26 protein-coding genes are annotated in these 25,330 nt (G+C 61.8%); 13 read left to right on the top strand and 13 right to left on the bottom strand.

The window, feature by feature from the left end:
* Window positions 1-106 precede the first annotated feature (106 nt).
* Window positions 107-1,426, top strand: a complete 1,320-nt coding sequence (locus tag BLV61_RS04790) for an Nramp family divalent metal transporter (RefSeq protein ID WP_090462987.1) — start codon at window positions 107-109, stop codon at window positions 1,424-1,426.
* A 58-nt stretch (window positions 1,427-1,484) separates the two neighbouring features.
* Here the strand turns inward: BLV61_RS04790 and BLV61_RS04785 are convergent, their stop codons facing one another.
* Window positions 1,485-2,387 (bottom strand): LysR family transcriptional regulator, encoded by a 903-nt coding sequence (locus tag BLV61_RS04785; RefSeq protein WP_047530558.1) that lies wholly within the window; start codon window positions 2,385-2,387, stop codon window positions 1,485-1,487.
* 114 nt (window positions 2,388-2,501) lie between these two features.
* Here BLV61_RS04785 and BLV61_RS04780 point away from each other — a divergent pair, with 114 nt between their 5' ends.
* Complete coding sequence (locus BLV61_RS04780; RefSeq protein ID WP_090462984.1) at window positions 2,502-3,104, top strand: NADPH-dependent F420 reductase; 603 nt, start codon at window positions 2,502-2,504, stop codon at window positions 3,102-3,104.
* A 99-nt stretch (window positions 3,105-3,203) separates the two neighbouring features.
* On the opposite strand, the gene BLV61_RS04775 is transcribed toward BLV61_RS04780, so the two are convergent.
* Genes BLV61_RS04775 through BLV61_RS04765 form a run of 3 tightly spaced genes read right to left on the bottom strand, consistent with a single transcriptional unit; the run spans window position 3,204 to window position 5,798 of the window.
* Window positions 3,204-4,385 (bottom strand): acetyl-CoA C-acetyltransferase, encoded by a 1,182-nt coding sequence (locus BLV61_RS04775; protein ID WP_090462981.1) that lies wholly within the window; start codon window positions 4,383-4,385, stop codon window positions 3,204-3,206.
* Window positions 4,386-4,396: 11 nt separating this feature from the next.
* Window positions 4,397-5,062 carry a CoA transferase subunit B gene (locus BLV61_RS04770; RefSeq protein WP_047530552.1) on the bottom strand — a complete coding sequence of 222 codons (666 nt, stop codon included), beginning with the start codon at window positions 5,060-5,062 and terminating at the stop codon, window positions 4,397-4,399.
* Window positions 5,063-5,099: 37 nt separating this feature from the next.
* Complete coding sequence (locus BLV61_RS04765) at window positions 5,100-5,798, bottom strand: CoA transferase subunit A (RefSeq protein WP_090462978.1); 699 nt, start codon at window positions 5,796-5,798, stop codon at window positions 5,100-5,102.
* A 175-nt stretch (window positions 5,799-5,973) separates the two neighbouring features.
* On the opposite strand from BLV61_RS04765, the gene BLV61_RS04760 reads away from it, so the two are divergent.
* Complete coding sequence (locus BLV61_RS04760) at window positions 5,974-6,876, top strand: LysR family transcriptional regulator (protein WP_047530549.1); 903 nt, start codon at window positions 5,974-5,976, stop codon at window positions 6,874-6,876.
* 124 nt (window positions 6,877-7,000) lie between these two features.
* Here the strand turns inward: BLV61_RS04760 and BLV61_RS04755 are convergent, their stop codons facing one another.
* Both BLV61_RS04755 and BLV61_RS04750 read right to left on the bottom strand, forming a co-directional pair.
* Window positions 7,001-7,846, bottom strand: a complete 846-nt coding sequence (locus tag BLV61_RS04755) for an NAD-dependent protein deacetylase (protein WP_090462975.1) — start codon at window positions 7,844-7,846, stop codon at window positions 7,001-7,003.
* Window positions 7,847-7,954: 108 nt separating this feature from the next.
* Window positions 7,955-9,001, bottom strand: a complete 1,047-nt coding sequence (locus tag BLV61_RS04750) for a class I SAM-dependent methyltransferase (RefSeq protein ID WP_090462971.1) — start codon at window positions 8,999-9,001, stop codon at window positions 7,955-7,957.
* A gap of 419 nt (window positions 9,002-9,420) precedes the next feature.
* Here BLV61_RS04750 and BLV61_RS04745 point away from each other — a divergent pair, with 419 nt between their 5' ends.
* From BLV61_RS04745 to BLV61_RS04735, 3 genes are all read left to right on the top strand, one after another.
* Window positions 9,421-10,275: an HvfB family MNIO-type RiPP peptide maturase gene (locus tag BLV61_RS04745; protein WP_090462968.1), complete on the top strand. Its 855-nt coding sequence runs from the start codon at window positions 9,421-9,423 to the stop codon at window positions 10,273-10,275.
* Complete coding sequence (locus BLV61_RS04740) at window positions 10,253-11,011, top strand: HvfC family RiPP maturation protein (protein ID WP_090462965.1); 759 nt, start codon at window positions 10,253-10,255, stop codon at window positions 11,009-11,011. The genes BLV61_RS04745 and BLV61_RS04740 overlap by 23 nt, the downstream gene beginning before the upstream one ends.
* Window positions 11,012-11,375: 364 nt before the next feature.
* The gene (locus BLV61_RS04735; RefSeq protein WP_090462960.1) at window positions 11,376-13,001 is read left to right on the top strand and encodes a methyl-accepting chemotaxis protein; all 1,626 of its coding nucleotides are present in this window, start codon (window positions 11,376-11,378) and stop codon (window positions 12,999-13,001) included.
* A 48-nt stretch (window positions 13,002-13,049) separates the two neighbouring features.
* Here BLV61_RS04735 and BLV61_RS04730 read toward each other — a convergent pair whose 3' ends face one another.
* Window positions 13,050-14,369 carry an ATP-binding protein gene (locus BLV61_RS04730; protein ID WP_090462957.1) on the bottom strand — a complete coding sequence of 440 codons (1,320 nt, stop codon included), beginning with the start codon at window positions 14,367-14,369 and terminating at the stop codon, window positions 13,050-13,052.
* Complete coding sequence (locus BLV61_RS04725) at window positions 14,366-15,106, bottom strand: response regulator (protein WP_047530534.1); 741 nt, start codon at window positions 15,104-15,106, stop codon at window positions 14,366-14,368. Before BLV61_RS04725 ends, BLV61_RS04730 begins: the two co-directional genes overlap by 4 nt.
* 305 nt (window positions 15,107-15,411) lie before the next feature.
* On the opposite strand from BLV61_RS04725, the gene BLV61_RS04720 reads away from it, so the two are divergent.
* From BLV61_RS04720 to BLV61_RS04710, 3 genes are read left to right on the top strand one after another with little or no spacing between them, the layout of a single operon-like run.
* Window positions 15,412-15,675: a DUF2790 domain-containing protein gene (locus BLV61_RS04720; protein ID WP_090462954.1), complete on the top strand. Its 264-nt coding sequence runs from the start codon at window positions 15,412-15,414 to the stop codon at window positions 15,673-15,675.
* Window positions 15,676-15,724: 49 nt separating this feature from the next.
* Window positions 15,725-15,979, top strand: coding sequence for a hypothetical protein (locus BLV61_RS04715; RefSeq protein WP_090462951.1), 255 nt, complete (start codon window positions 15,725-15,727; stop codon window positions 15,977-15,979).
* Window positions 15,980-16,030: 51 nt separating this feature from the next.
* Window positions 16,031-17,248, top strand: a complete 1,218-nt coding sequence (locus BLV61_RS04710) for a cytochrome c biogenesis protein DipZ (protein WP_090462948.1) — start codon at window positions 16,031-16,033, stop codon at window positions 17,246-17,248.
* Between the two features lie 6 nt (window positions 17,249-17,254).
* Here the strand turns inward: BLV61_RS04710 and BLV61_RS04705 are convergent, their stop codons facing one another.
* The gene (locus BLV61_RS04705; protein WP_090462945.1) at window positions 17,255-18,223 is read right to left on the bottom strand and encodes an AraC family transcriptional regulator; all 969 of its coding nucleotides are present in this window, start codon (window positions 18,221-18,223) and stop codon (window positions 17,255-17,257) included.
* A 186-nt stretch (window positions 18,224-18,409) separates the two neighbouring features.
* Between BLV61_RS04705 and BLV61_RS04700 the strand changes: the two genes are divergently transcribed.
* Together BLV61_RS04700 and BLV61_RS04695 are read left to right on the top strand one after the other, a co-directional pair.
* Window positions 18,410-18,679 carry a DUF4242 domain-containing protein gene (locus tag BLV61_RS04700; RefSeq protein ID WP_047530521.1) on the top strand — a complete coding sequence of 90 codons (270 nt, stop codon included), beginning with the start codon at window positions 18,410-18,412 and terminating at the stop codon, window positions 18,677-18,679.
* Between the two features lie 37 nt (window positions 18,680-18,716).
* A complete protein-coding gene (locus BLV61_RS04695; protein WP_090462942.1) occupies window positions 18,717-19,535 on the top strand; it encodes a class I SAM-dependent methyltransferase in 819 nt (272 codons plus the stop codon).
* Between the two features lie 70 nt (window positions 19,536-19,605).
* Here BLV61_RS04695 and BLV61_RS04690 read toward each other — a convergent pair whose 3' ends face one another.
* Both BLV61_RS04690 and pcsA read right to left on the bottom strand, forming a co-directional pair.
* Window positions 19,606-19,992: a DUF488 domain-containing protein gene (locus tag BLV61_RS04690; protein ID WP_047530517.1), complete on the bottom strand. Its 387-nt coding sequence runs from the start codon at window positions 19,990-19,992 to the stop codon at window positions 19,606-19,608.
* A gap of 4 nt (window positions 19,993-19,996) precedes the next feature.
* Window positions 19,997-20,719 (bottom strand): phosphatidylcholine synthase, encoded by a 723-nt coding sequence (gene pcsA / locus BLV61_RS04685; RefSeq protein WP_090469762.1) that lies wholly within the window; start codon window positions 20,717-20,719, stop codon window positions 19,997-19,999.
* A gap of 261 nt (window positions 20,720-20,980) precedes the next feature.
* On the opposite strand from pcsA, the gene BLV61_RS04680 reads away from it, so the two are divergent.
* Window positions 20,981-21,715, top strand: a complete 735-nt coding sequence (locus BLV61_RS04680; RefSeq protein WP_090462939.1) for a tellurite resistance TerB family protein — start codon at window positions 20,981-20,983, stop codon at window positions 21,713-21,715.
* Window positions 21,716-21,862: 147 nt separating this feature from the next.
* Here the strand turns inward: BLV61_RS04680 and BLV61_RS04675 are convergent, their stop codons facing one another.
* Entirely contained in the window at window positions 21,863-22,321 is a 459-nt protein-coding gene (locus tag BLV61_RS04675) for a cupin domain-containing protein (RefSeq protein WP_047530513.1), read from the bottom strand.
* Window positions 22,322-22,502: 181 nt separating this feature from the next.
* Between BLV61_RS04675 and ligD the strand changes: the two genes are divergently transcribed.
* Window positions 22,503-24,593: a DNA ligase D gene (ligD, locus tag BLV61_RS04670; protein WP_090462936.1), complete on the top strand. Its 2,091-nt coding sequence runs from the start codon at window positions 22,503-22,505 to the stop codon at window positions 24,591-24,593.
* Here ligD and BLV61_RS04665 read toward each other — a convergent pair whose 3' ends face one another.
* Complete coding sequence (locus tag BLV61_RS04665) at window positions 24,594-25,283, bottom strand: DUF3313 domain-containing protein (RefSeq protein WP_047530510.1); 690 nt, start codon at window positions 25,281-25,283, stop codon at window positions 24,594-24,596.
* Between the last annotated feature and the right edge of the window lie 47 nt (window positions 25,284-25,330).

Below are 25,330 nucleotides of genomic sequence, written 5' to 3'. Positions count from 1 at the left end.
TGATCGGATGCAAACATCTCATCGCCGACAGCCCGGCTCCCCAGGGTTTTGCGTATACGCTGAAACGTCTAAGCTGGGCGTCTCCCACCTGTTGATGGACCTTCGCGTGAAATTCAGCTTGCCCAAAATCGGCACCGCGCCGTTTTGCCCCCCGGAAGTGGCGGGCAGCGTTACCGTCGACCCCGACGCTTCCTTTTTCAAACGCGTGCTGCGCTTCGCCGGGCCCGGTTTGCTGGTGTCCATCGGTTACATGGACCCGGGCAACTGGGCGACCGCCATCGAGGCCGGCTCGCGGTTTGGCTACAGCTTGCTGTTCGTGGTGCTGCTGGCGAGTCTGGCGGGGATGGTGGTGCAGTGTTTGTGTTCGCGCCTGGGCATCGCCACCGGGCGTGATCTGGCGCAGTTGTCCCGGGAGCGCTACAGCACGCGGACGGCGCGCACGCAGTGGCTGCTGGCGGAAATCTCGATTATCGCCACCGACCTGGCCGAAGTGCTCGGTTGTGCGTTGGCGTTCCATTTGCTGCTGGGGTGTTCGCTGACCTTCGGTATTGCGCTGACGGCGTTCGATACCTTGCTGGTGCTGGCCCTGCAAAACCGGGGCTTTCGCCGTCTGGAAGCGATCATGCTGGTGCTGGTGGCCACCATCGGCGCGTGTTTCTTCGTCGAGCTGCTGTTGATCAAGCCTTACTGGCCCGACGTTGCCCGAGGTTTCACGCCTTCACTTTCCGCCATCGGCGAGGCCGCGCCGCTGTATTTGGCCATCGGCATTCTCGGGGCCACGGTGATGCCGCATAACCTCTACCTGCACACTTCGATCGTACAGACCCGGCTGATCGGCAAGGACCTGGCGAGCAAGCAGGACGCCGTGCAACTGGCGCGCATCGACACCATCGGCTCCCTGGCCCTGGCGCTGTTGGTCAACGCGGCCATCCTGATTCTCGCTGCCGCGGCGTTTCACAAGACCGGGCATACCGATGTGGTGGATATCCAGGACGCCTATCACCTGCTCGACCCGCTAGTGGGCGGGGCGTTGGCCAGCGTGCTGTTCGGCGTTGCACTGCTGGCTTCGGGACAGAGTTCGACCTTTACCGGCACTATTGCCGGCCAAGTGATCATGGAAGGTTTCCTCGACCTGCGGATTCCTTGCTGGCAGCGGCGTTTGATCACCCGCGGGCTGGCATTGATCCCGGCGTTCATTGGCGTGTGGCTGATGGGCGACGATGCCATCGGCAAGTTACTGGTGCTCAGTCAGGTGGTGCTGAGTCTGCAGTTGCCGTTTGCCTTGTACCCGCTGATCCGGATGACCAACGATCACAGGCTCATGGGGCCGTTCGTGAACCGGTTACCGACGCGGGTGCTGGCGTGGGGGTTGTTCGTGCTGATCAGCGGGGCGAACAGCTGGTTGATCCTGCAGTTTCTGGGTTGAGTGACAGCAAACTGCTACCGCCAGTGAGCAATGGTTGTCTGGTACTGGCGATGAACCCTCATGCGCTGTCGCGGTGAAACGCCTCGACCATGAAGTCAATGAACACCCGGGTCTTGGCCGGCATCAGCGTCCGGCTCGGGTAATACAGCGAAATCGCCCCCCCATCGGCATGCCAGTCCGGCAGCACACGCACCAGCTCGCCGCGCTGGATATGCGCCTGGACATCAGGCAGTACCAGCAGGGTTACGCCCAAGCCAAGAAGCGCCGCCTCTCGCATGGCCGCCGGGTCATTGAGCACGATGTTCTCGTTCAGGCTGGCCGTGGCTTCATGGCCGGCGTCATCTTGCATCAGCCATTGACGAATGCGTCCGGTGCGGCTGCCGCGCATCACGATGCCATTGAGTCGAGACAACTCTGTCGGGTGGGCGGGCAGGACCTGTCCCGCCAGATACGCAGGGGACGCCACGGCGACAATATCGGCCGCCGCGAGTTTTCTTGAAATCACCCCCGGCGTCAGCTCGAACACCCCTCCGATGGCCGCGTCATAGCCTTCGGCAATCAAGTCCACCTGGCGATTTTCGAAGTGCCATTCGGGGCGGATCAGCGGGTAACGCGCAAGAAAGGCTGGCAGCAATGGCAACACATGGCTGATGCCAAACGTCGGTGGCAGGCTCACCTTGAGCACGCCGGCGGGTTCGCCACGGTCGGTGCTCACGGCGCTGATCGCCGTTTGCAATGCCTCCAGATTGCCGCCGATGCTGGCCAGAAAGCTTTCGCCGGCTTCCGTCAGGGACAATTTGCGTGTCGAGCGCTGGAACAGGCGGACGCCGATGTTGCGTTCGAGCATCGCCACATTGCGACTGACCGCAGCAGGCGTCAGTGCGAGCAACCGCGCGGCCGCGGAAAAACTCCCCGTTTCGGCGCTGCGCACAAAGGATTCAAGGTTGGCGAGGGTTTCCATGGATCGACACCTGATAGCAATGCTTGAATATCATTCAAGTTATTACCGGCTAATAAAGCGCTAATGGCAAGCGCAGTATTCACTCCAACCACAACCCCCTCGGAGTGAAAAACCATGAGCACCATCGGAATCATCGGCGCCGGCGCAATCGGCGCAGCGTTTGCCCGGGCACTGTCGCGTCAAGGCATCGAACTGGTCATCGCCAACAGTCGCGGTCCTGAAAGCCTGGCGTCACTGGTGGCAGACCTCGGGCCGACCGCTCGCGCCGGCACCCGTGAAGAGGCGGCCGCCCAGCCTATCGTGCTGGTGGCGGTGAACTGGTCGAAGTTGCCGACCGCTCTGGCGGGGCTGCCGGCGTTTGACGGGCGGATCGTGATCGATGCCAACAACTCGATTGAGGCGCCATCGTTCAAGGCGGTGGATCTGCAAGGCCGTATGTCCAGCGAAGTGTTCGCCGAGTGGGTGCCCGGTGCGCGGGTGGTCAAGGCCTTCAATCACCTGGCGGCGGGATTGCTTGAGCGTGATCCGGCAGCAGAGGGCGGACGGCGCGTGCTGTTTGTCTCGGGTGACGATGCCGACGCCAAAGCGCAGGTGGTGGACTTGATCGAGCGAGTGGGATTCTTCGGGATCGATCTGGGGACGCTGAGTGTCGGGGCAAGGCTGGCACAGTTTCCGGGCGGCCCTTTGCCGATTTTGAACCTGGTCAGATTTGCCTGAAGCCCAGGCAAAAAGAACCCGGTGTGACCTGCGTCACACCGGGTGTTTTACCAGGCTACGGCGGTTCTTCGTGGGTCCCCGTGCAGCCTGTTGAACACGTTAGGCGCGCTCGAGCGCCAGTGCCACGCCCTGACCACCACCGATGCACAGGGTGGCGAGGCCTTTCTTGGCGTCACGCTTGATCATTTCATGCAACAGCGTCACCAGTACCCGGCAACCCGACGCACCGATCGGGTGGCCCAGGGCGATGGCACCGCCGTTGACGTTGACCTTGTTCAAGTCCCATTCCAGGTCCTTGGCCACAGCCAGGGATTGTGCGGCGAAGGCTTCGTTGGCTTCGATCAGGTCCAGTTGATCGATGGACCAACCGGCCTTGTCCAGGCAACGACGGGTGGCCGACACCGGGCCGATGCCCATGATCGCCGGGTCCACGCCAGCGTTGGCATAAGCTGCGATTTTCGCCAGTACCGGCAGACCCAGGGCCTTGGCTTTCTCGGCGCTCATCAGGATCACCGCGGCGGCGCCGTCGTTGAGCGACGAAGCGTTACCGGCAGTCACCGAACCGTCCTTTTTGAAGGCTGGCTTGAGTTTGCCCAGGGATTCGGCGGTGGTGCCGGCCCGTGGTTGCTCATCGGTGGCGAAGGACAGGGGATCGCCCTTGCGCTGGGGAATCAGGATCGGCGTGATCTCATCGACAAAACGCCCGCCTTCGATGGCGGCGGTGGCTTTCTGCTGCGAGGCGGCGGCGAATGCATCCTGCTGCTCGCGGGTCAGGCTGTACTTCTCGGCCAGGTTTTCGGCGGTGATGCCCATGTGGTAATCGTTAAACGCGTCCCACAGGCCGTCGCTGATCATGGTGTCGACGAGTTGCGCGTTGCCCATGCGCAGGCCGGTGCGGGCGCCGGGCATGACGTAGTTGGACAGGCTCATGTTTTCCTGACCGCCAGCGATGATCACCTCGGCGTCGCCGCAACGGATGGCCTGGGCGCCCAGGTGCAGGGCCTTGAGGCCGGAGCCGCAGACTTTGTTCAGGGTCATGGCAGGGACGGCGAAGGGCAGGCCGGCCTTGATCGATGCCTGGCGCGCAGGGTTTTGCCCGGCGCCGGCGGTCAATACCTGGCCCATGATCACTTCATCGACTTCGGCAGGGTCCAGGCCGGTTTGCGCCAGCAACTGACGGATGACCGCCGCGCCCAGGTCAACGGCGGATACGTTCGCCAGGGAGCCCTGGAAACTGCCGATGGCGGTGCGTGTGGCGGCAACAATGACGACTTCTTGCATGGAATGATTCCTCACTGGTCAGCGAACTGCATTTCCGGAACGTGGTCCGGCACGATCAGTTTGCCGGCGGTTTTGGCAACGATTTCTTCAACGCTGACGCCTGGTGCGCGTTCCTTGAGATGGAAGGCGCCGTCCTGGATTTCCAGATAGGCCAGGTCGGTCAGCACGCGCTTGATGCAACCGGCGCCGGTCAGCGGCAGGCTGCATTGGGACAACAGCTTGGACTCACCGTCCTTGGACGCGTGAGTCATGATAACGATGATGTTTTCCGCGCCCGCCACCAGGTCCATGGCGCCGCCCATGCCCTTGACCAGCTTGCCGGGAATCATCCAGGAGGCGATGTTGCCTTGTACGTCGACTTCGAAGGCGCCCAGCACGGTCAGGTCGACATGGCCACCACGGATCATCGCGAAGGACTCGGCCGAGGAAAAGATCGAAGCGCCGATACGGGCGGTCACGGTTTGTTTGCCGGCATTGATCATGTCGGCGTCGATGGTTTCTTCAGTAGGAAAAGGACCCATGCCGAGCAGGCCGTTTTCCGACTGCAGCATGACTTCCATGCCTTCGGGGATGTAGTTGGCGACCAGGGTCGGAATGCCGATGCCCAGGTTCACGTAGAAGCCGTCCTGCATTTCGCGGGCGACGCGTTGAGCCATTTGTTCGCGGGAAAGTGCCATTGTTGTTATTCCTTCATTCGGTCCGGGGGCAGGGGGATCACTTACGCACGGTGCGCTGTTCGATGCGCTTCTCGAACGTGCCGCAAATGATCCGGTCGACGTAGATGCCAGGGGTGTGGATCTGCGACGGTTCCAGTTCGCCGGGTTCGACGATTTCCTCGACTTCGACCACGGTGATCTTGCCGGCGGTGGCGGCCAGCGGGTTGAAGTTCTGGGCGGTGTGGCGGTAGACCACGTTACCGAAATGGTCGGCTTTCCAGCCTTTGACGATGGCGAAGTCGCCGGTGATGGATTCTTCCATCAGGTACTTGCGGCCATGGAATTCGCGCACTTCCTTGCCTTCGGCAACCGGGGTGCCGACGCCGGTGGCGGTGAAGAACGCCGGGATGCCGGCGCCGCCTGCGCGCATTTTTTCGGCGAGGGTGCCTTGGGGGGTCAGGATGACTTCGATTTCGCCTTTGAGCAGTTGCTCTTCGAACAGCTTGTTTTCGCCGACGTAGGAGGCCACGACTTTGCTGATCTGGCGGTCGGTCAACAATACGCCGAGCCCGAAGCCGTCGACGCCGCAGTTGTTGGAGACCACGGTGAGGTCGCGTGTGCCCTTGCGTTTGATCTCGGCGATCAGGTTTTCCGGGATCCCGCACAGGCCGAAGCCGCCGGCGATCACCGTCATGCCGTCTTCAAGACCTGCCAGAGCTTCCTCGTAGGAACTCACGCGCTTGTCGAAACCTGCCATATGCACCTCTTTTATTCTTTATGGGCGGCTGGCTAGCCGAATAGGGTTGAGTGTCTCGCCGCAAGATTGATTTGTTAAGTTGTTTTTTTGGCTGTATTAATTGATAAAACTCATCAAATTGCTGCTTTCGATCTTGCAGCTTAGAGCTCGTAGCTTACAACTGGAGCAACGCACATTGACCATCAAGCAGATCCGCGCCTTCCTGGCAGTGGCCCAGAGTTTGAGTTTCGCGGTGGCCTGCGAGCGCTTGCACCTGTCTCAGTCGGCCCTGAGCCTGACCATCAAGGCGCTGGAGGAGAGCCTGGGCGGGCGATTGTTCACCCGCAATACGCGCAATGTCGCATTGACCGCCGAGGGTGAATCGCTGGTGCCGCTGGCGCGCCGCCTGATTGCCGATTGGGACAATGCCGAAGATGAATTGCGCCAGCGCTTCACCCTCCAGCGCGGGCGCGTGACCCTCGCGGCCATGCCGTCGTTCGCCGGCAACCTGCTGCCACCGATCCTCAAGACCTTTCGCGCGCGCTACCCGAAAGTCAACGTCACGGTGAACGACGTGATCAACGAGCAAGTGCTGGAAATGGTCCGTGACCGCCAGGTGGAGCTGGGGGTGGCGTTCGAACCGACCCAGAATTCGTCGTTGCATTTCACGCCGTTGTACGTTGACCGCTTTGTGGCGGTCGTGCCCCTTGACTCGCCGCTGGCCACGCGGGATGACATCGACTGGCAGACCTTGCTCAAGGAACCGTTCATTACCTTGCAGCGCCCATCGACGGTGCGGGTAATGCTGGAGGAACACTTGCAGGCGCGGGGCATGAAATTGCCAGTGGAGTTTGAAAGCCATCAGTTGTCCACGGTCGGTCGGATGGTCGCCAGCGGACTGGGTGTGAGCGCGGTGCCGGCCTTGTGCGCCGGGCAGATGCGCGAACTGGGCGCGCGGTGCATCACCTTGCGCGACCCGGTGGTTGAGCGGGCGCTAGGGGTGTTGACGTTGCCGGGGGGAGAGCTGTCGGCGGCGGCGCAGGCGTTGTTTGATGTGCTTAAAGAAGAAAGTCTGAGTCGGCAGGCAGTAGGACATTGATCTCCCATCTTGTAGGAGCGAGCCTGCTCGCGATGGACGCCAGGACACCGCGGGCATTCAGATAGCCCGCGTCATCGTTGACATCCATCGCGAGCAGGCTCGCTCCTACGGGGATTGGGTCGCGTCAGAGGTGGGAGAGGCGCTGTGCCAATAAGGGCAACAACTGCTCGCAGGACATCTCTATCTTCAAGTCCAGAAGGTCGTCGGCCCGCGTCTTGCCCAGGTTGATCGCCAGCAATGGCTTGCCCTGATCCACCACCGCGCGGCACAGGCGAAATGCCGAATAGGCCATCAACGACGAGCCGACGACCAATAGCCCGGCCGCCTTTTCCACCGCAGCCATCGCTTTGGCGGCGGTTTCCTGCGCGACGTTTTCGCCAAAGAACACCACGTCCGGTTTCATCCGTTCACCGGCGCAATAGGGGCAACGGGGTACTTGAAAGCGGGCTTCGAAGGCAGCGTCCAGCAGGGTGTCGCCGTCCGGCGCCTGCACCGCATCAACGCCGGCCAGATAGGGGTTCTGTGCTTCCATCTGTTGCTGGATCGAATCCCGTTCACTGCGTTTGGCGCAGTCCAGACACAGCACCCGGTGCAGGCTGCCGTGCAGTTCGATCACATCATGACTGCCGGCCTGGTCGTGCAGGGTATCGACATTCTGGGTGATCAGGCCGCTGATCTGCCGGGTACTCTGCAATCGGGCCAGGGTGTCGTGAGCCACGTTCGGCCGGGCCTGGCGCACCCGTGGCCAGCCGAGCATCGCCCGCGCCCAGTAACGTCGGCGGGACTCGGGCGCGGAGAGAAACTCCTGATACATCATCGGCTGCCGGCCACGCCGTACGCCTTGGTTGTCGCGATAGTCCGGAATGCCCGACGGGGTGCTGATCCCGGCACCGGTCAGAACCACGTACGGTTGATCGTCCATGAGCTGCTGGAGCCGGTCGAGTTGTTCGAGGGTCAGGCTGTCGAGCATGTCGGGAAACCTGTAGGAGCGAGCTTGCTCGCGATGGTGTGTCAGTCGACATCAATGTACCTGACCCATCTTCGCTGGCAAGCCAGCGCCTACAAAAGGCAACCGAACTTACTTGCGTGCTTCAAGAATCAGGTTGAACGGCGTTTCCGTCGCCCGGCGGAAACTGGAGAATCCGGCTTCGGTGAACACCTTGCGCAACCGTGCTTCGCCCGCCTGGGCGCCGAGGCCGAGACCAACCTCCTGGGACAGCGAGTTGGGCGTGCAGATGAAGGTCGAGGCGGCATAGAACAAACGACCGACCGGATTGATGTTTTCATCGAGCGAGTCGTTGGCGAAGGGTTCCACCAGCAGCACCGTGCCGTCCGGTTTCAGTGACTCGTAGGCATGTCTGGCCGCGCCGACCGGGTCGCCCATGTCGTGCAGGCAGTCGAAATAGCAGACCAGATCATAGTCGTTGCCGGGGTAGCTCTTTGCCGTGCCCTGGAAGAATCGCGCCCGGCCGGCCACGCCACCTTCTTCGGCGCGCTGGGTGGCGACGGTGACGGAGGGCGCGTGGTAGTCGAAGCCGACAAATCGCGACTCGGGAAAGGCCTGGGCCATGATCACGGTGGAGGCGCCATGCCCGCAGCCGATGTCCGCCACTTTCGCGCCGGCTTCCAGCTTGGCCACCACGCCATCGAGAGCCGGTAGCCATTCGGCGATCAGGTGGGCCTTGTAGCCTGGACGGAAGAACCGCTCCGTGCCGCTGAACATGCACGGATGGTGATCGCCCCAGGGCAGGGCGCCGTCGCCGCGCATGGCGTTGACCAGTTTGTCCTTGTCATGGAAAAACGAAGCGACCACCCCGACGCCGCCGGCGATGTAGACCGGCGAGTCCTCGATGGCCAACGCCAGGGCTTGCTCTTCGGGCAAGCGGAACTGTCCGTCGGAGTGTTCCATGTAGCCTGAAGCGGCGTGGGCGCTGAGCCATTCGCGCACCAGGCGTGGGTTGCAGCCGGTCTTGCCGGCGAGTGTTTCAGGGGTGACGGGCTGGCTGTCGGCCATGGCCCGGTACAGCCCGAGTTCTTCGCCGAGGATGACGTTGGCGAGCATCGCCGCGCCGCCCATGTCACTCACCAGTTTGCCCATGAAGTCATTGAGTCTGGCCTCGTCCATCACGTGTGCTCCTTCAAGAGGATCACAGTCCAGAGGCATTGTTTGCCTGGGCAAGCCGCCGCTGGGCGGTGGTCGTGGGGGATGTTCAGGACGATTTGCATGTCCTGGGTGCATTAAGCTTAGTTCGCTGGTCGAATGGCGCTTTGCCTGGCGACCAAGGACCCCTGCGGGCTTGCCCGCGATAGCGCAGTGTCAATCAACAAATAGGCCAGATCTGCCAGCCTCATCGCGGGCAAGTCGAATCGTTGGACCGCCGTTCCGACGGGGATTTGGCCAGCAGTGCCTGCGTATGTATCCCACTGTATCTAACCGCCTTCCCGATACAGTCCCCCTCAATTCAAGGCCACCGCTGAACACAGAACAGATACATCACTTCGATTAACTGTGATTGCGTACTGACAACCCCAGGGATCGACACCATGCAAACCCCCATCATTTCAGCGAAGGCCAGCGCCGGGCTTGGCTTGCGTCGCGGTTTAATCAAAGACCTCCAGGCCGCCCCGGCCGGCCATTTCGATTTCCTCGAAGTCGCGCCGGAAAACTGGATCGGCATCGGCGGTGCCCAGGGGGCGGCACTGCGAGCCCTGGCCGAACGCTATCCGCTGTCCTGCCACGGGTTGTCACTGTCCCTGGGCGGGCCGTCACCGCTGGATGTCGGGTTCCTGCAGCAGGTGCGGGTGTTTCTCGATCACTACAACGTGCCGCTGTACAGCGAGCACCTGAGTTATTGCAGCGATGACGGTCACCTCTACGACCTGTTGCCGTTGCCGTTTACCGAAGAAGCGGTGCACCACGTCGCCGCGCGCATTCGTCAGGCCCAGGACATTCTCGGCCGGCGCCTGGCGGTGGAAAATGTTTCCTATTACGCCGCGCCACAGCAGGACATGGACGAGGTGACATTCACCAACGCGGTATTGCGCGAAGCCGACTGCGATCTGCTGCTGGACGTCAACAACGTTTACGTCAACTCGATCAACCACGGTTTCGATCCACACGAATTCCTCGCCGGCATCGATTCGAACCGGGTGGTGGCCATGCACATCGCCGGGCATTTCGATGAGTCCGACACCTTGAAAATCGACACCCACGGGGCGTCGGTCAAGCCGGCGGTGTGGTCATTGCTGGCCGAGGCCTATGCCCGGTTCGGCGCCCACCCGACGTTGCTGGAGCGCGATTTCAACTTTCCGGTGTTTTCCGAACTGGTCGCCGAGTTGCAGACCATTCGCCGCTTGCAGGCCGAGGAGGTAAGCCGTGGCCAAGCGCTCGTTGCATGAACAACAACACAGCATGGGCCTGTACCTGCGCGACCCTGAACACTGTGCGCCACCCGCCGAGATGGACCCGGCGCGGGCACAGGTTTATCGCGACCTGGTGTTCGCCAACTTGTCGTCGTTGATCAGCGGCACCTTCCCGGTGCTGGTGAACATCCTGGGTGATGACCGGTGGCGTGCGCTGGTGCGGGCGTTTCTGCGCGATTACCGCGCCCACACGCCGAAGTTCGGCGAGATCGCCGAGGAATTCGTCGAGTTCCTGGCGTCCGAGCCGCAAGCGTTGGCCGAGGGTTCCTGGCCGCCATTCATGGTGGAGCTGGCGCATTACGAATGGGTCGAAATGGCGCTGCAACAATCCGAAGCCGAGCCTTTGCCGGCCGGCGATGCAGAAGGGTTGCTGAGCCGCCCGTTGCACATCTCGCCACTGGCCTGGCCGTTGGCCTATAGCTGGCCGGTGCAGCGGGTCGGACCGGGCTATCAGCCCGATACCGCACCCGATCAGCCGACCTTGTTGCTGGTGCGACGGGCTAAAGACTGGAGCGTAAAGTTTTCCGAACTGAGCCCGCTGGCGTGGCGCCTGTTGCAGCGCCTGGGTGAGTTTCCCGGGCTGGACGGCCGTGCGCAGTTGCAGGGGTTGGCGGAGGAGGCGGGGATGACCGGCTCGCAGACGTTCTTCGAAAACGGTTTGGCATTGATCCAACAGCTGCATGGGGAAGGGGTGGTGGGCGTCATCAACTGATTTTTTGCGGATGGACCCGATCCTGTGGGAGCTGGCTTGCCAGCGATGGATTCACAACCACTTCTGTTATCCATCGAGTCCGCGCCATCGTTAAGGACCATCGCTGGCAGGCCAGCTCCTACAGGGCTCGTATACATCTGGATGTTGCACATTCGTTCCATGTGTTTCACCGTTGAAACACTCGTAACCCTTTGAAATTTATTTGCGCGATCCCCGCAATAAACCTCAAGCCTGGCCGATACAACTAACAGGCGCACACAAACCCATTACAACAAGGGCGCCCATCTGAAACGGGCGCGCCGACGCCTGCCGTTCAGTGATCACGCATGGATGCTCGTAGCCACCAACACCCGAGAATCATCCTATGTCACTGCGTAATCTGAGTATCGCGCCTCGAGCTTTCCTGGGGTTTGCCTTCATTGCCCTGCTGGTCATTGTGCTGGGGGTGTTTGCGGTGAATCGCATGAGTATCATCCGCCAGGCCTCCCTGGACATGGAAACGAACCAACTGCCCAGCGTCGGTTTTCTTGGCAACATTACCGAAAACGTGTTGCGCATGCGCATTCTGTCGTTCCGGGTATTGGTCAACCGTGATCCAGCAGCTCTGCAGGATGCCCAGACGCGCATCGGTGTGTTGGTCGACAAGCTGCGCAGCGCCCAGGCCAGTTATGCCGCGTTGCCATCCCAGCCGGAAGAAGCGCAGCTGTACAAGACATTCACCGCTACCCTGGACAGCTACATGCAAGCCCAGGAGCAGATGCTGGAGTTGTCGCGCCAGAACAGGCTCGATGAAATGCGCACGCTGATCAACACGCGGATCAAGGACGGCACCGATCAGATGGGTGAACAGCTCAACAAGTTGGTGGCACTCAATACCGGTTATGCCAAAACCGCCTCGGCCGAAGCGGGCGCCAACTACAGCAGCGCCATTCTCGGGATTGTCGTCGTTGCCGTGCTGGCCGCGTTGATGACCATCCTGCTGGCCTGGCTGCTGACCCGCAGCATCGTCACGCCGCTGAACCGCGCCTTGCTGGCGGCGCAGACCATCGCTGATGGCAATCTGAGCAAAACCATCGAGGCCGATGGCCAGGATGAGCCGGGTCGGCTGCTCGGTGCCTTGTCGATCATGCAGGCCAATTTGCGCAAAACCATCGAGCAGATCTCCGGTTCCGCCACGCAACTGGGGGCCGCCGCTGAAGAGCTCAGCGCCGTGACCCAAGATGCCTCTCGCGGTCTGCAACAGCAGAACAACGAAATCGAACAGGCGGCCACCGCCGTCAACGAAATGACCGCTGCCGTGGAAGAAGTGGCACGCAACGCGGTATCGACCTCCGAAGCCTCGAGCCAGTCGACCCAGGCCGCCCGGGAAGGCCGCGACCGTGTGGTGGAGACCGTCGACGCGATCCAGACCATGACCCAAGACGTGCACACCACCTCGCTGATGATCGAAGGCCTGGCCGCCCAGGGACGCGACATCGGCAAGGTGCTGGATGTGATTCGTGCCATCGCCGAGCAAACCAACCTGCTGGCGTTGAACGCTGCGATCGAAGCCGCCCGTGCCGGTGAGGCCGGGCGCGGTTTTGCCGTGGTCGCGGACGAGGTGCGGGCGCTGGCCCATCGCACAGCGCAATCAACCCAGGAAATCGAAAAAATGGTCGCTGGCATCCAGAACGGTACCGGTGAAGCCGTGGCGTCGATGCAGCAAAGCAATCAACGCACCCAAAGCACCCTGGAAATGGCGCGTGCCGCCGGTGTCGCGTTGGAGCAGATCACTCAGTCGATCCATTTGATCAACGAGCGCAACCTGGTCATCGCCAGTGCGTCCGAAGAGCAGGCCCAGGTGTCTCGCGAAGTCGACCGCAACCTGGTGAATATTCGCGATCTCGCCACGCAGTCCGCCACAGGCGCCAACCAGACCAGCGCCGCCTCCCATGAACTGTCACGCCTGGCGGTGAATTTGAACGCGCTGGTGTCGAGGTTTGTCATTTAACGCGGTGCCCATGGCCGGGGTTGCGGATTGACCCGAAACCCCGGTCTTTCAAGCCGAGCGCGCCGGCAACTTGAGCTGCGCGCACAAGCCACCGCCCTCACGATTACTCAATGTCAGCGATCCCCCGATCGCCAACGCCAGTTGCTGTGCAATCGCCAGGCCCAGGCCGGTGCCGCCGGTGCTGCGGTTGCGGGAGTTTTCCACGCGATAGAACGGCTGCATGACCTGGGCCAGTTCCTCTTCGGCGATGCCCGGACCACGGTCCATGACTTTCACCGACACGCTGCCGTCGGCCTGTTTCTCCACCAATAATTCGGCAGAACCCGCGAACTTGAGGGCGTTGTCAGTGAGGTTGACCAGCACCCGGCGCAAGGCATGGGGGCGGGTGTCGATGACGGTGGCGCTCTTGCCGTTCAACTGGACCTCTTTGCCCATGTCCTGGTAGTCGAAGACCAGACTGTCGAGAAACGAGTCCAGATCCGTGCGGCGGCTTTCTTCGGTGGAGCCATGGATGCTGCGCGCGTAGGCCACGCCTTCGCGCACCAGGTGTTCCATTTCGCCGAGGTCGTTCCAGAGTTTGTCTTTTTCGGCGGAGTCGTCCATGAATTCGGCGCGCAGTTTCATCCGGGTGATCGGCGTTTGCAGATCATGGGAGATCGCCGCCAACAGTTGCATGCGCTCCTTCAGGTAGGCGGCGATGCGCGCCTGCATGGCGTTGAAGGCCCTGGCCGCGTGCGCGACTTCAGTCGGGCCTTTTTCGTCGAGCAGCACCGGGTGGGTGTTGGGGTCGAGGGTGTCCACGGCTTCGGCGAGACGGCTCAGGGGTCGGATGGCGATACGCACGGCCAGCCAGGTGCAGGCGAGCATCAGCGCCAATTGTCCGAGCAGGACGATGGGCAGCCAGGGTGACAACGGCACCATCGAAGGCCGTACGTCGATGGTCAGCGGGCTGCCGTCCGAGAGTGTCAGGTGCACCTGAAAGTGTTTTTTCGGCCCGGGAATGTCGGTGAAGGTCATCGGGTAATCCTGGCCAATGGCGTCCTTGATCGAGGCCATCGCCATCGGCGCCTCGGCCATGTCCAAGTCCATGGGCGTGCCTTTTTCGCCGTCACTGAGCAGATAACCGTAATTGGCCCGTTGCAGTTGCTGCAGCCAGCCGGCGCGCTCGTTGGCCGGCAAGCGGTCGAGGATGGCGATGGAGGTCGAGACGTCGGTTTCCAGGTTGCCGAGCATGGTGTTTTTCGAGCTTTCGTAACGCTCGTAGTACTGCGCACCGAAAGACAGGGCCTGGGCGAGGATCAGGCCGATCAGGAAAATCAGCGACAGCCGCGACGCCAGGGTGCGAGGCCAATGCATCGATAGACTCACGAGGGGGCACCGACGATTTCCACGGGCAGGGAAAACACGTAGCCCTCGCTGCGCACGGTCTTGATGTAGGCCGGTTCGCGGGCATCGTCCAGCAGGCGCTGGCGCAAGCGGCTCACCAACAGGTCGATGGAACGATCGAACAGGTCGGCGTCGCGGCCCTGGGTCAGGTTGAGCAATTGGTCGCGGTTGAGTACCCGCTGCGGATGGTCGAGGAATACCCGCAGCAAGCGATATTCCGCACCGCTGAGCGCGACCATGGTGCCGTCCTCATCGAGCAGGTGGCGGGCCGAGGTGTCCAGGCGCCAGCGCCCGAAAGCCAGCAGGCGGCTGGTTTCGGTGACCACCAGGTTCGGTGGCAGCATGCGTGTGCGGCGCAGCACGGCGTTGATTCGCGCCAGCAGTTCACGGGCGACGAACGGCTTGACCAGGTAATCGTCAGCACCCATTTCCAGGCCGATGATGCGATCGGTTTCATCGTTGCGGGCGGTGAGCATCAAGACCGGGGTGGCCTTGTGTTTGCCGGCGCGCAGCTCGCGGCAGAGCATCAGGCCATCGTCGCCCGGCATCATGATGTCCAGCACGATCAGGTCTACCGGCGTGGATTCGAGGAAGCTGCGCATCTGCCGACCATCCGCCACGACCGTGGTGCGCAGGCCGTTCTTCTTGAGGTAGTTGCCCACCAGTTCGCGGATCTCGCGGTCATCGTCAACGATGAGAATGTGATCGACGTGTTCCATGGGTGCCTGCCTCTGTCAGTGGGGGATGTCGCACAGTTTATCGAGCCTTGGCCCGCTCGCCCGTAGCCCTTTGTATTGCAGTGTATCTGGCCAGTCGATGGATACACACAGACGCAAAAACGCGAATTTTCAGGGGGTTTGTATCCCTGTGTATCCCGGCCCGGCTTTGATACTTGCCGATTTACCCGCGCCTGTTCCCGACACATACGGGATACCTCAGGGGCTTCTAATAGGTTCCATCGAGGCACCCCCAACCGCCTCTAGCCAACAAATGACCTATCCGTTGAAACCTTGAGGAAAACGCCATGAACACCAAAGCCATCTATGCCGCTTGCCTGTTTGCCGCGCTGAATATCTGCACCTTGTCGGCCCGCGCCGAAGCGGATGTCAGCCCTAAAACCTACACCTACGGCACGCAACTGGACATCAAGAAAGTGGTGTCGTCGAAACAGGACGCCACGCCTTCCTGCGGGGTCGTGAATGCGCAACTGACCTACCTGGACTCCCAGAGCAAAACCCGGGTCCTGGACTATCGCAAGATTTCTGACAGCTGCAACTCGGACAACTGAGTCCCACGATTCGCCATTACCCATCCCTTTTGAATCCAGGAAGAACACCATGAACCACATCAGCCGCTACTTGACCGCCATTGCCTTTTCCGTCGCCGGCGCCGCTGCCCACGCCAACGCCGCCGTGGAACAAAGCGCCTGCGGCAGCAGCACCTGCTCTCAACTGACGCCCGTGGCGCAGAAGGGCGGCGACGCCTTTCTCGCCGAGGACGGCTACAACCGCACGCCGCAGGGACAAGTCGTTGCCGAAAACGGTTATAGCCGCACGCCGCAGGGTAAGCAGCTGGATAGCCAGGCAGCCTGACACCACCACCGTTCCCCTGTGAATTGCCACCCTCATTTCCAAGGTGATCCCATGTTCCTCATCGCTTTCCTGGGCGGCATATTGACCGTGCTCAGCCCCTGCATCCTGCCGGTTGTGCCGTTCCTGTTCGCCGGCGCCCATCGCACGCGCTCATCGATCATCCTGACCCTGGGCGGCATGGTGTTGACCTTCGCCCTGATCTCGAGCCTGGCGGTGGTCAGCAGTGAATGGGTGATCAAGGCCAGCAGCACCGGGCGCCAAGTGGCCCTGATCGTGATGGTGCTGTTCGCCCTGTCGCTGATTTCCGCCCGGGTCGGCGATTGGCTGGCACGGCCTTTCGTTCTGCTGGGTAACCGCATCGACCCCGACAGCCGCAAAATGTCCGGCCCGTTGAGTTCGATCATGATCGGTGTCGCCACCGGCCTGCTGTGGGCACCCTGTGCCGGGCCGATCCTCGGGGTAATCCTCACCAGCGCCATGCTGCAAGGCGCGAATGCCGGGACCAGCCTGTTGCTGGTGGCCTATGGCACTGGCAGTGCGTTGTCCCTCGGCACCTTGATCTTCGCCGGTCGCGGCCTGGTCAATCGCCTGAAACCTTCGATTCCCGTAACCGGCTGGCTGCGTCGTGGCGCCGGGGTGGCGGTGCTGGCCGGTGCCGTGATGATTTCCACTGACGCTGATGACGTTCTTTTGGCCAATACCTCGTCGGAGGGGGTCAGCCGTGTCGAGAAAGGCTTGCTGGACACCGTGCCGAAAGTCGTCGACTACCTGGTCAGCAAGGCCAAGGCCGATTCGTCCATGGACAACGCCAAAGGCGCCATGCCGTCGCTGTCCGGTGCCGTGGAATGGATCAACTCACCCGCACTGAGCAACGAGTCGCTCAAGGGCAAAGTGGTGCTGGTCGACTTCTGGACCTTCGACTGCATCAACTGCAAGCACACCCTGCCGTACGTGAAGGACTGGGCGAAGAAATACGGGAAGGACGGCCTGGTGGTGATTGGCGTGCATACCCCTGAGTACGGGTTCGAACGCATCATCGACAACGTCAGGGACAAGGTGAAGGAGTACGGCATCACCTACCCGGTGGCGATCGACAACAACTACGCGATCTGGCGCAACTTCGACAACCAGTACTGGCCGGCGCACTACCTGATCGATGCCAAGGGGCAGGTGCGGTACACGCACTTTGGTGAGGGCAGTTATGAGACCCAGGAGAAGATGATCCAGCAGTTGCTGGAGGAGGCGAAGGCCGGCGCTCCAGCGGCGTAAAAAAGATCAATGAGCCGTCCGGTTTTCCTGACTGCGCCGCCACGCCGCTGGCGGCGATCCGAACTCTCGCCTGAATGCCCGACTGAACGCCGTATCCGTCTGGTATCCGACTTCTTCGGCAATGCGCAGCAGCGAACTGTTGCTGCTGCGCAACAGATTGGCCGCCAGCAACATCCGCCATTGCGTCAGGTATTGCATTGGCGAAATCCCGACCAGTTGCTGGAAACGTTCGGCGAGTACCGATCTGGATGTGCCGGCGGTTCGAGCCAGCTCTTCCAGGGTCCAGCAGTGACAGGGTTTGTCGTGCAGCGCGTTGAGGGCGGCGCCGACGATCCGGTCGCTCACGCCGGCCAGCCAACCGGTTCGGCCCTTGCCCTGTTCGTGCATGTACAGACGCAGTACCTCGATGAATAACACCTCGGCCAGTTTCGCCAGCACACCTTCGCCGCCCGGCCTGGGGGAGCGGGCTTCGGCCAGGGCGTAATGCACCGAAGACTCCAGCCAGATACCGGCCGCCGAGCCGCGTACATTGACTCGCACCACGGGCGGCAACCCCGTCAGCAACATCCTCGCCAACCGCGTGTCGCACGCCAGATAGCCGCACACCAGGCGCGTGGTCGCGCCGCCACCGCCATAGCTCAACTGCCGGGGCCGGCGCGACAGGACCGCATCCAGACGCGCGCCGCTGGCCGGAATCAGGCCTGGTGCGGAGCACATGCGATGGGCGTCGCCTTGCGGGAACACGACGACATCGCCTGCCGTCAGCCGTAGCGGCGGGTCGTTGCCCAGTTCGACGTAACACTCGCCTTCGGTGATCAAGTGAAAGATCACCACTCGTTCGGCGTTTGGCTCCAGGAACGGCGCGGCGCTGTCGGCGCTCGGTGACTGGTAGCACCAGGGTGCGGTGAACCGGGCGTTGATGAAAATCGCGCCGACCAGGCGCACGACACGCAGGGTCTGTGACAGGGCATCCATGAGGGTTTTCCCATGCCGATCGTGGGTCAGAAGCTGATTGTGAGCCTGTCGTGGCCCAGCATGAAACCTCCGGACGATCGGACAGTCTTGGCCGACGATCGGGCAGGACGCCGCCTTTGCCCGGCGCGATAGTGGTCACGCAGGGCCCGCCGGCCTTGTCATCCATAACAAGAATGAGAGGTTGCCATGCCTAAGTTCGTCATAGAACGCGAGATTCAAGGCGCTGGGACACTGTCACAAAGGGATTTGAAAGCCGCTTCGCAAAAGTCCTGCCGGGCGTTGCGCGAGTTGCCGCAGGTGCAGTGGCTCCAGAGCTATGTCACCGGTGACAAGCTCTATTGCGTGTACATCGCGCCGAGCGAAGAGCAGATCATGGAGCACGCCAGGCTGAGTGGTTTCCCGGCCAATCGCATCTCTGAAGTCACCCACATCATCGATCCCACCACGGCGGAATAAGCCGGGTTGCGTTCCAAACCGCAACGGAGCGGAATTCATGAGTACACCCATTGATCTTGTTGCCCTGAAAAACCGTCAAATGGCTGCCTGGGCCAGTGGCGACTACGCCGTGATCGGCACCACCCTGCAAATCGTCGGCGAACAACTGGCCGAAGCCTGTGACCTGTTGTGCGATGAGCGAGTGCTCGACGTGGCCGCCGGCAACGGTAATGCCACGCTGGCGGCGGCGCGTCGCGGTTGCAGGGTCCGCTCGACGGACTATGTCGCCGCATTGCTTGAACGCGGTGAAGACCGGGTCAGGGCGGAGCGCCTGAATGACAATGTCGTCTTTCAAGTGGCCGACGCTGAAGCGTTGCCCTTCGAGGACGCCAGTTTTGACGCGGTGCTTTCGACCTTTGGCGTGATGTTTGCGCCGGACCAGCCCAAGGCTGCCGCGGAACTGGCGCGGGTCTGTCGGCCGGGAGGCCGGATCGGCCTCGCCAACTGGACACCGGAAGGCTTCGTCGGCCAAATGTTCAAAACGCTGGGTAAACACCTGCCTCCACCGCCCGGCGCGTTGCCGCCGTCGCAGTGGGGCACCGAAGCCTGGCTGCGCGCGCACTTCGACGAGCGCGACTTCCTTGTCCAGGTCACGCGCCGGATCTTCAATTTCCGCTATCGCTCGGCGGCGCATTTCATCGACACCTTCCGGGCGTGGTATGGGCCGATGCACAAGGCCTTTGCCGCGCTGCCACCCGACGGCGCCCAGGCCCTGGAACATGACCTGATCGAGCTGATCAACCAGTCGAACCGGGCAGGGGAAAAGTCGCTGGTGGTGCCGGGTGAGTATCTGGAGGTGGTGATGACAAGGCGTTAAGTCGACAAGGCATCACCCCCTGTGGGAGCAAGCTCGCTCCCACAGGCAATTTGCGCTGATGTCGGGCGGGTTAAACCACTTCGGCCCCCCTTGCCACCAGCAACTCGCGCAGCACTGAGCGATGACAATGGGCTTCGTCCTCGCAGTAACAGCCGACGGCCAGCGAGGTGTGATGGGAGAGGGCGGCCAGCAGATCGAGCAACTGGCTGGGCACCGGATGGTTCATCTCGGCCTTGAACTTGCGTTTGAAGGCGTGCCAGGCCTTCTCGTCTTCGGCGGACTTGGCTTCGTGCACCAGTTCCTGGCTCGGAGACAGCAACGGCTGCCAGACATCATAGAAATCCCGACTGGCGAACTCGGCCTTGGGTACGCCGCGGGGTGGGCGGCGCACGGTGCCCAGGCGCAGGCCTTCTTCGGGTTGGCGCGGGGCGCCGAGCCGCACGATGTGGATGGGCATGGCGCTACTTGAGCCGTGAGCCGTCGAACCACTCCAGCGCCGTGCGCCACAAGCAGATCCCCAGAAAATACGCCGACATCAGCAGCCAAAGCCCCATGACCATCGGATTGATCAACGGATGGTTGATCACCAGCGACAAACTGCATAGCAACCAGATAGCCGTCACCGCGATATTGACCGGCATGAAGCGGCGCACGCGGAACGGATGCAGGAACTTCATGCGGGTCAGGGTCAGCAGCGCCAGGCCGATCACGGTGAGGAAGGTCACCCACGGCGACGGCGCGATGATGTACAGGCACAGGGCAACCACGTTCCAGGCGGCAGGGAAGCCCTGGAAGTAGTTGTCCTTGCTTTTCATGTTGACGTTGCAGAAGCAGAACAGCGATGACACCAGGATCAGCGACACGGTCAGCAGCAAGGTGTAGTCCGGCAGTGGAATGTAGCGGTAGATGAACAGCGCCGGGATGAAGACATAGGTCAGGTAGTCGATCACCAGGTCGAGGATCGAGCCGCCGAAACTGGGCAGCACTGACTGCACATTGACCTTGCGTGCCAGCGCACCGTCGAGGCCGTCGACGATCAGGGCCACGCCCAGCCACAGCAGGCAACTGGTCGGCTGGTTATCGAGCAGGGCGAGGGTCGCGAGGAAGGCAGTGACGACGCCGGTGGCGGTAAAACCATGGGCACCCCATGCTTTGAGCCTGGCGATGTGTAGTGTCGATATCACGGGGGCGTTCTCCAGAAAGTGAAGCAAGCCAGTCATCACCCTCATCTGGCGGGCGGCGGCAAACCGGGTCGGGTTGCAGGTATCGACCGGGTATCCGGGAATAAGGTTCACCACTCATGAATCTTAGCTGCGCCGTAAAAAATACTGCAGATAAATCTACGGCCGCGAATGGGGGACGTGTCAGCCAAACGGTGGTGGCGCAATCGGGCGCGAGGGCTATTGTTGCCTGACTGGATCACTCTCATCGATGAGGACGCCGTCATGAACACCAGCGATCTGCTCGAACAATTATTGCGGGCCGGCCAGGGCTCTATGTCGCAACGGGGCGCGGGTGGGGCGTCGGCCCAAGGTGGGCTCGGTGACCTCGGCGGGTTGCTCGGCGGCCTGCTGGGGGGCGGTGGCGGTGCCGCCGGTGCAGGCGGTGGCCCGGGCGGCTTGGGTGGTTTGCTCGGTGGCTTGCTCGGCGGTGGTTCGCCAAGGGGTGGCACGGCCCCCTCGCGCTCCGGTGGCGGCACCAACTACGCCGCCCTCGCTTCCCTGGGAATGATGGCATTTCAGGCCTATCAAGCCTGGCAACGCAGCCAGGCCGCCGCGCCGCAACAGGCGCCCCGCACCGTGGACCTGTTGGCCGGCCCGGAAGTCGAGGCGCACAGTCACGCCATTCTTCGAGCATTAATCGCGGCAGCCAAGGCTGACGGGCGGATCGACGATGCTGAAAAACAGATGATCAGCACTGAAATCGGCCGTCACACCGACGACCCGCAACTGCAGCAGTGGCTTGATGCCGAAGTCGCCAAACCGCTCGACGCCAGCGAAGTGGCTCAGTGGGCCACCGACCCCGGCATGGCGGCGGAAATGTACCTGGCCAGCGTCATGCTGGTGGACGATCAACAGGACGCCGAGCGCAATTATCTGGATGAGTTGGCGGCCGCCCTGAACATCGCCCCAGAATTGCAGGTGCATCTGGAACAGCAGGCCAAGGGCGGCGCGGCCTGAAGATCAGGTTGTTTGCCTGCACGCCATCGTCGGAATGCCGCCCGGAGCCCACTCGCTCCCACAGTTTGATCTGCGGTGAACAGACGATCCGTGGCCGTTGCGAAATCCCTGTGGGAGCGGGCTTGTCCGCGAAGAACGATAACGCGGTCAGCCCGCTGAAGTGGCACCCGGCTTCGGCAGCAGAAAGGTAACGCCAAAGCGCTCGGCCACTTCAAAGATCCGTGGCAGGTCCTCGGGCACCTTGAAGCGGTCCATTGCGGCAAAGAACTGCCCGCCGCGCGGGTCGGACACTACGCCGATGATCTTTGCGGTGGGGCTGATGTTCTTGTACGCATGGACCGAGCCGCCGGGGATATGCACATAGCCACCGGGCGAGATAGTCGTGGCCTTGCCCTCCACCGTCACTTCAACCTGGCCATCGATGACCAGGAATGCTTCATCCCACGGATGAAAGTGCGGGGGCGGGCCGCCACCTTTCACACCCTCCTGGATATGCACTTCAAAGGGTTTACTCAGGTCCCCGCCAGCGAGAATGGTGATCGTCTCGCCAACGACATTGACCGGCGCTGGAACATTCCCGGCGTCGATGACGTGAACCGTACGCATGATTGCTCTCCCAGAGTGAGTCAACACCGGTTGAGTATAAGCACTGGATCGCGGCGACCGCCCTGGCTGTGCGGGCCGTCTGTCCGGGCGTTTTCAATGCCGATGGAATTTTCGTTCGCATGGCTCGCTCTGCTGAGGGAGGGACGAGCAATCGCGTCCTGTAGCGAGCAGCAGGTGAGCCATGAACAAGGACCTGGATGACTACAACCGCAGGCGCGATATGTCGGCAACGCCGGAGCCGGTCGCGGTCAACCGTTCGGGCGGAAAAAACGCCAAGGCCAAAGCGATCAAGAAACCGGCCACCCCGGCACGCAAGGAAAAGCCCGGGCCACTGACCGGCGCGCGCAAAGCCAGATTGCCGGAGTTGATCAAGCCGGAACTGGCGACGCTGGTGGAGAAGGCCCCGGATGGTGAGTGGCGTTATGAGGTCAAGTTCGACGGTTACCGGATCATGGCCCGCATCGACCACGACGAGGTCAAACTCTTCACGCGCAACGGCCACGACTGGACCCACAAGCTGCCCGGACAGGCCGAGGCATTGGCCGCCCTGCACCTGGAATCGGCATGGCTCGACGGCGAGATGGTGGTCGTGGACGAGGAGGGCGTACCGGACTTTCAGGCCCTGCAAAATGCCTTTGAGGCCGGTCGCAGCGGCCACATCGTCTACTACCTGTTCGACCTGCCGTACCTCAATGGTGTGGACCTGCGCGAAGTGCCAGTGGAAGAACGCCGGGCTGCGTTGGCGACAGTGCTCAAGGCCGGTGATCACCCCTTGCTGCGTTTCTCCGACGGCTTTGAAGAAGAACCGCAGGCGTTGCTCAACAGCGCCTGTCAGATGCGCATGGAGGGGTTGATCGGCAAGCGGCTGGGGTCGCCTTACGTGTCCCGGCGCAGCAGCGACTGGGTCAAGCTCAAGTGCAAGCATCGGCAGGAATTCGTCATCGTCGGCTTTACTGACCCCAAGGGTTCGCGCAGTGCATTTGGTGCATTGCTGTTGGGCTTGCATGACCGTGACAGCGGTGAGCTGCGCTATGCCGGCAAGGTCGGCACCGGATTTAACGAGGCGACACTCGCCAGCCTCCACGACCAGCTCAAACCCTTGCAGACGAAAAAACCGGCGGTGGTCAATCCGCCCGACGGTGTCGAGTTCAAGACGGTGCACTGGCTCAAGCCCCGGCTACTCGCGGAAGTGGCCTTTGCCGAAATCACCCGGGACGGCTCGGTACGCCATGCCGTGTTCCATGGCCTGCGTGACGACAAGCCTGCCAAAGGCATCACCGAGGAGCGAGCGATGACCGTGAAAACTGCCCCTGGAAAAAAAAGCAGCACTGCCAAACCCACCGCCGCGCCAAAGAACGCCGACCCCGCGCCCTCACACATCGGCCTGGACAAGGGCAAGGTCCGTATCACCCACCCGGACCGGATCATCGATGCCAGCAGTGGCAGCACCAAGATGCAACTGGCGCAATATTACGCCACCGTTGCCGAGTGGATTTTGCCCGAGCTCAAGGACCGCCCGGTGGCGCTGGTGCGGGCCCCGGACGGGATTGCCGGCGAATTGTTCTTCCAGAAAAACGCCGAGCACCTGGCCATTCCCGGCATCACTACCCTGGACCAGAAACTCACCGGCCAGCCGATGATGGTCATCAACAGCGCCGAAGCGCTGATTGGCGCGGTGCAGATGAGTACGGTGGAACTGCACACCTGGAACGCCACATCAGACAATCTCGACAAACCCGACCGCTTCGTCCTCGACCTCGACCCGGATCCGGCATTGCCGTGGAAGCGCATGATCGAGGCGACCCAGTTGACCCTTTCGGTGCTCGATGAACTGGGGCTCAAGGCGTTTCTCAAGACCAGCGGAGGCAAGGGCATTCACCTGGTGGTGCCACTGACCCGCAAGCTGGGCTGGGATGAGGTCAAGGACTTCAGCCACGCGATTGTCAGCCACATGGCCAAACTGCTGCCGGAGCGTTTTTCCGCCGTGTCGGGGCCGAAGAATCGGGTCGGGCGGATTTTCATCGATTACCTGCGCAATGGTCTGGGCGCGACCACCATCTGCGCCTATGCCGCGCGTACCCGCGAAGGCTTGCCGGTGTCGGTGCCGATCTTTCGTGAAGAGGTCGAGTCGCTCAAGGGCGGCAACCAGTGGAACATTCATAACGTGCATGAACGCCTGGCGGAGGTCGGCAATGAGCCTTGGGCGGATCTGAAGAAAACCAGGCAGTCGATCACCGCCGACATGCGTCGGCGGGTCGGCATGAAGCAGTAATCAGTACGCTTGAGGTTTGTTGATGAAGGCCTGGAAGTCGGCACCCAGCTTGTCGATGGCCGCTTTGAAATCCTTGGCGGTGATCTTCTGGCTATCATTTTCCAGGGTGCTGCCGAACACTTTGCGCACAACCCGGCCCACGGTCTGGTTGCTTTTCGCGTCGATGAACTCGGCCTCAATAAACAGGGTGGTGTCCTGGTCCCGATGGCCGGTCGCGGCGCTGACACCACCGACGACGGCGGCAACCGGAACGATTTCATACCACTTCATGCCCTCGTTTTCAGCGTTCACCCCGGTGATCGCCGCGCGCATGATCAACAGTTTCGAGCCCTTGGGTGCGGAGGCCGGCGTGGTGACCACGCGGTATTTCTGGCCCAGCGTGCTCTTGGCCGTGTTGGTCATGTAGTTCTGGATATCGTTGAGCGTCTGCTGGTTCACCCGCTCGTTGGGCTTGGGCGTCGGATAAAGCTCCAGCTTGTTGAACGCTACCGTGTCGTAGGCATTGGGGTTCCACGACGGGCTCACCCAACGCATCGCCGTACCACCGCTGGGCGTTTGTACTTCTTGCAGGTTGTCGTAACTGGACAGGTAACCGGAGTACTGCGTTTTCTCGGTGACTTTCGAGGTGCAACCGCTGAGCAGCAGGCCGGTCAGCGCGACGCCGATAAGCAAGTTTCGGGACAGGTTCATAATGCTGTGTGCTCCTTGGATAAAGTCGTTTTTTTTCGTCAGCAGAA

Source organism: Pseudomonas mohnii (assembly GCF_900105115.1).
GTDB classification, from domain to species: Bacteria; Pseudomonadota; Gammaproteobacteria; order Pseudomonadales; family Pseudomonadaceae; genus Aquipseudomonas; species Aquipseudomonas mohnii.
This window is presented reverse-complemented; position numbering and strand designations above follow the sequence as displayed.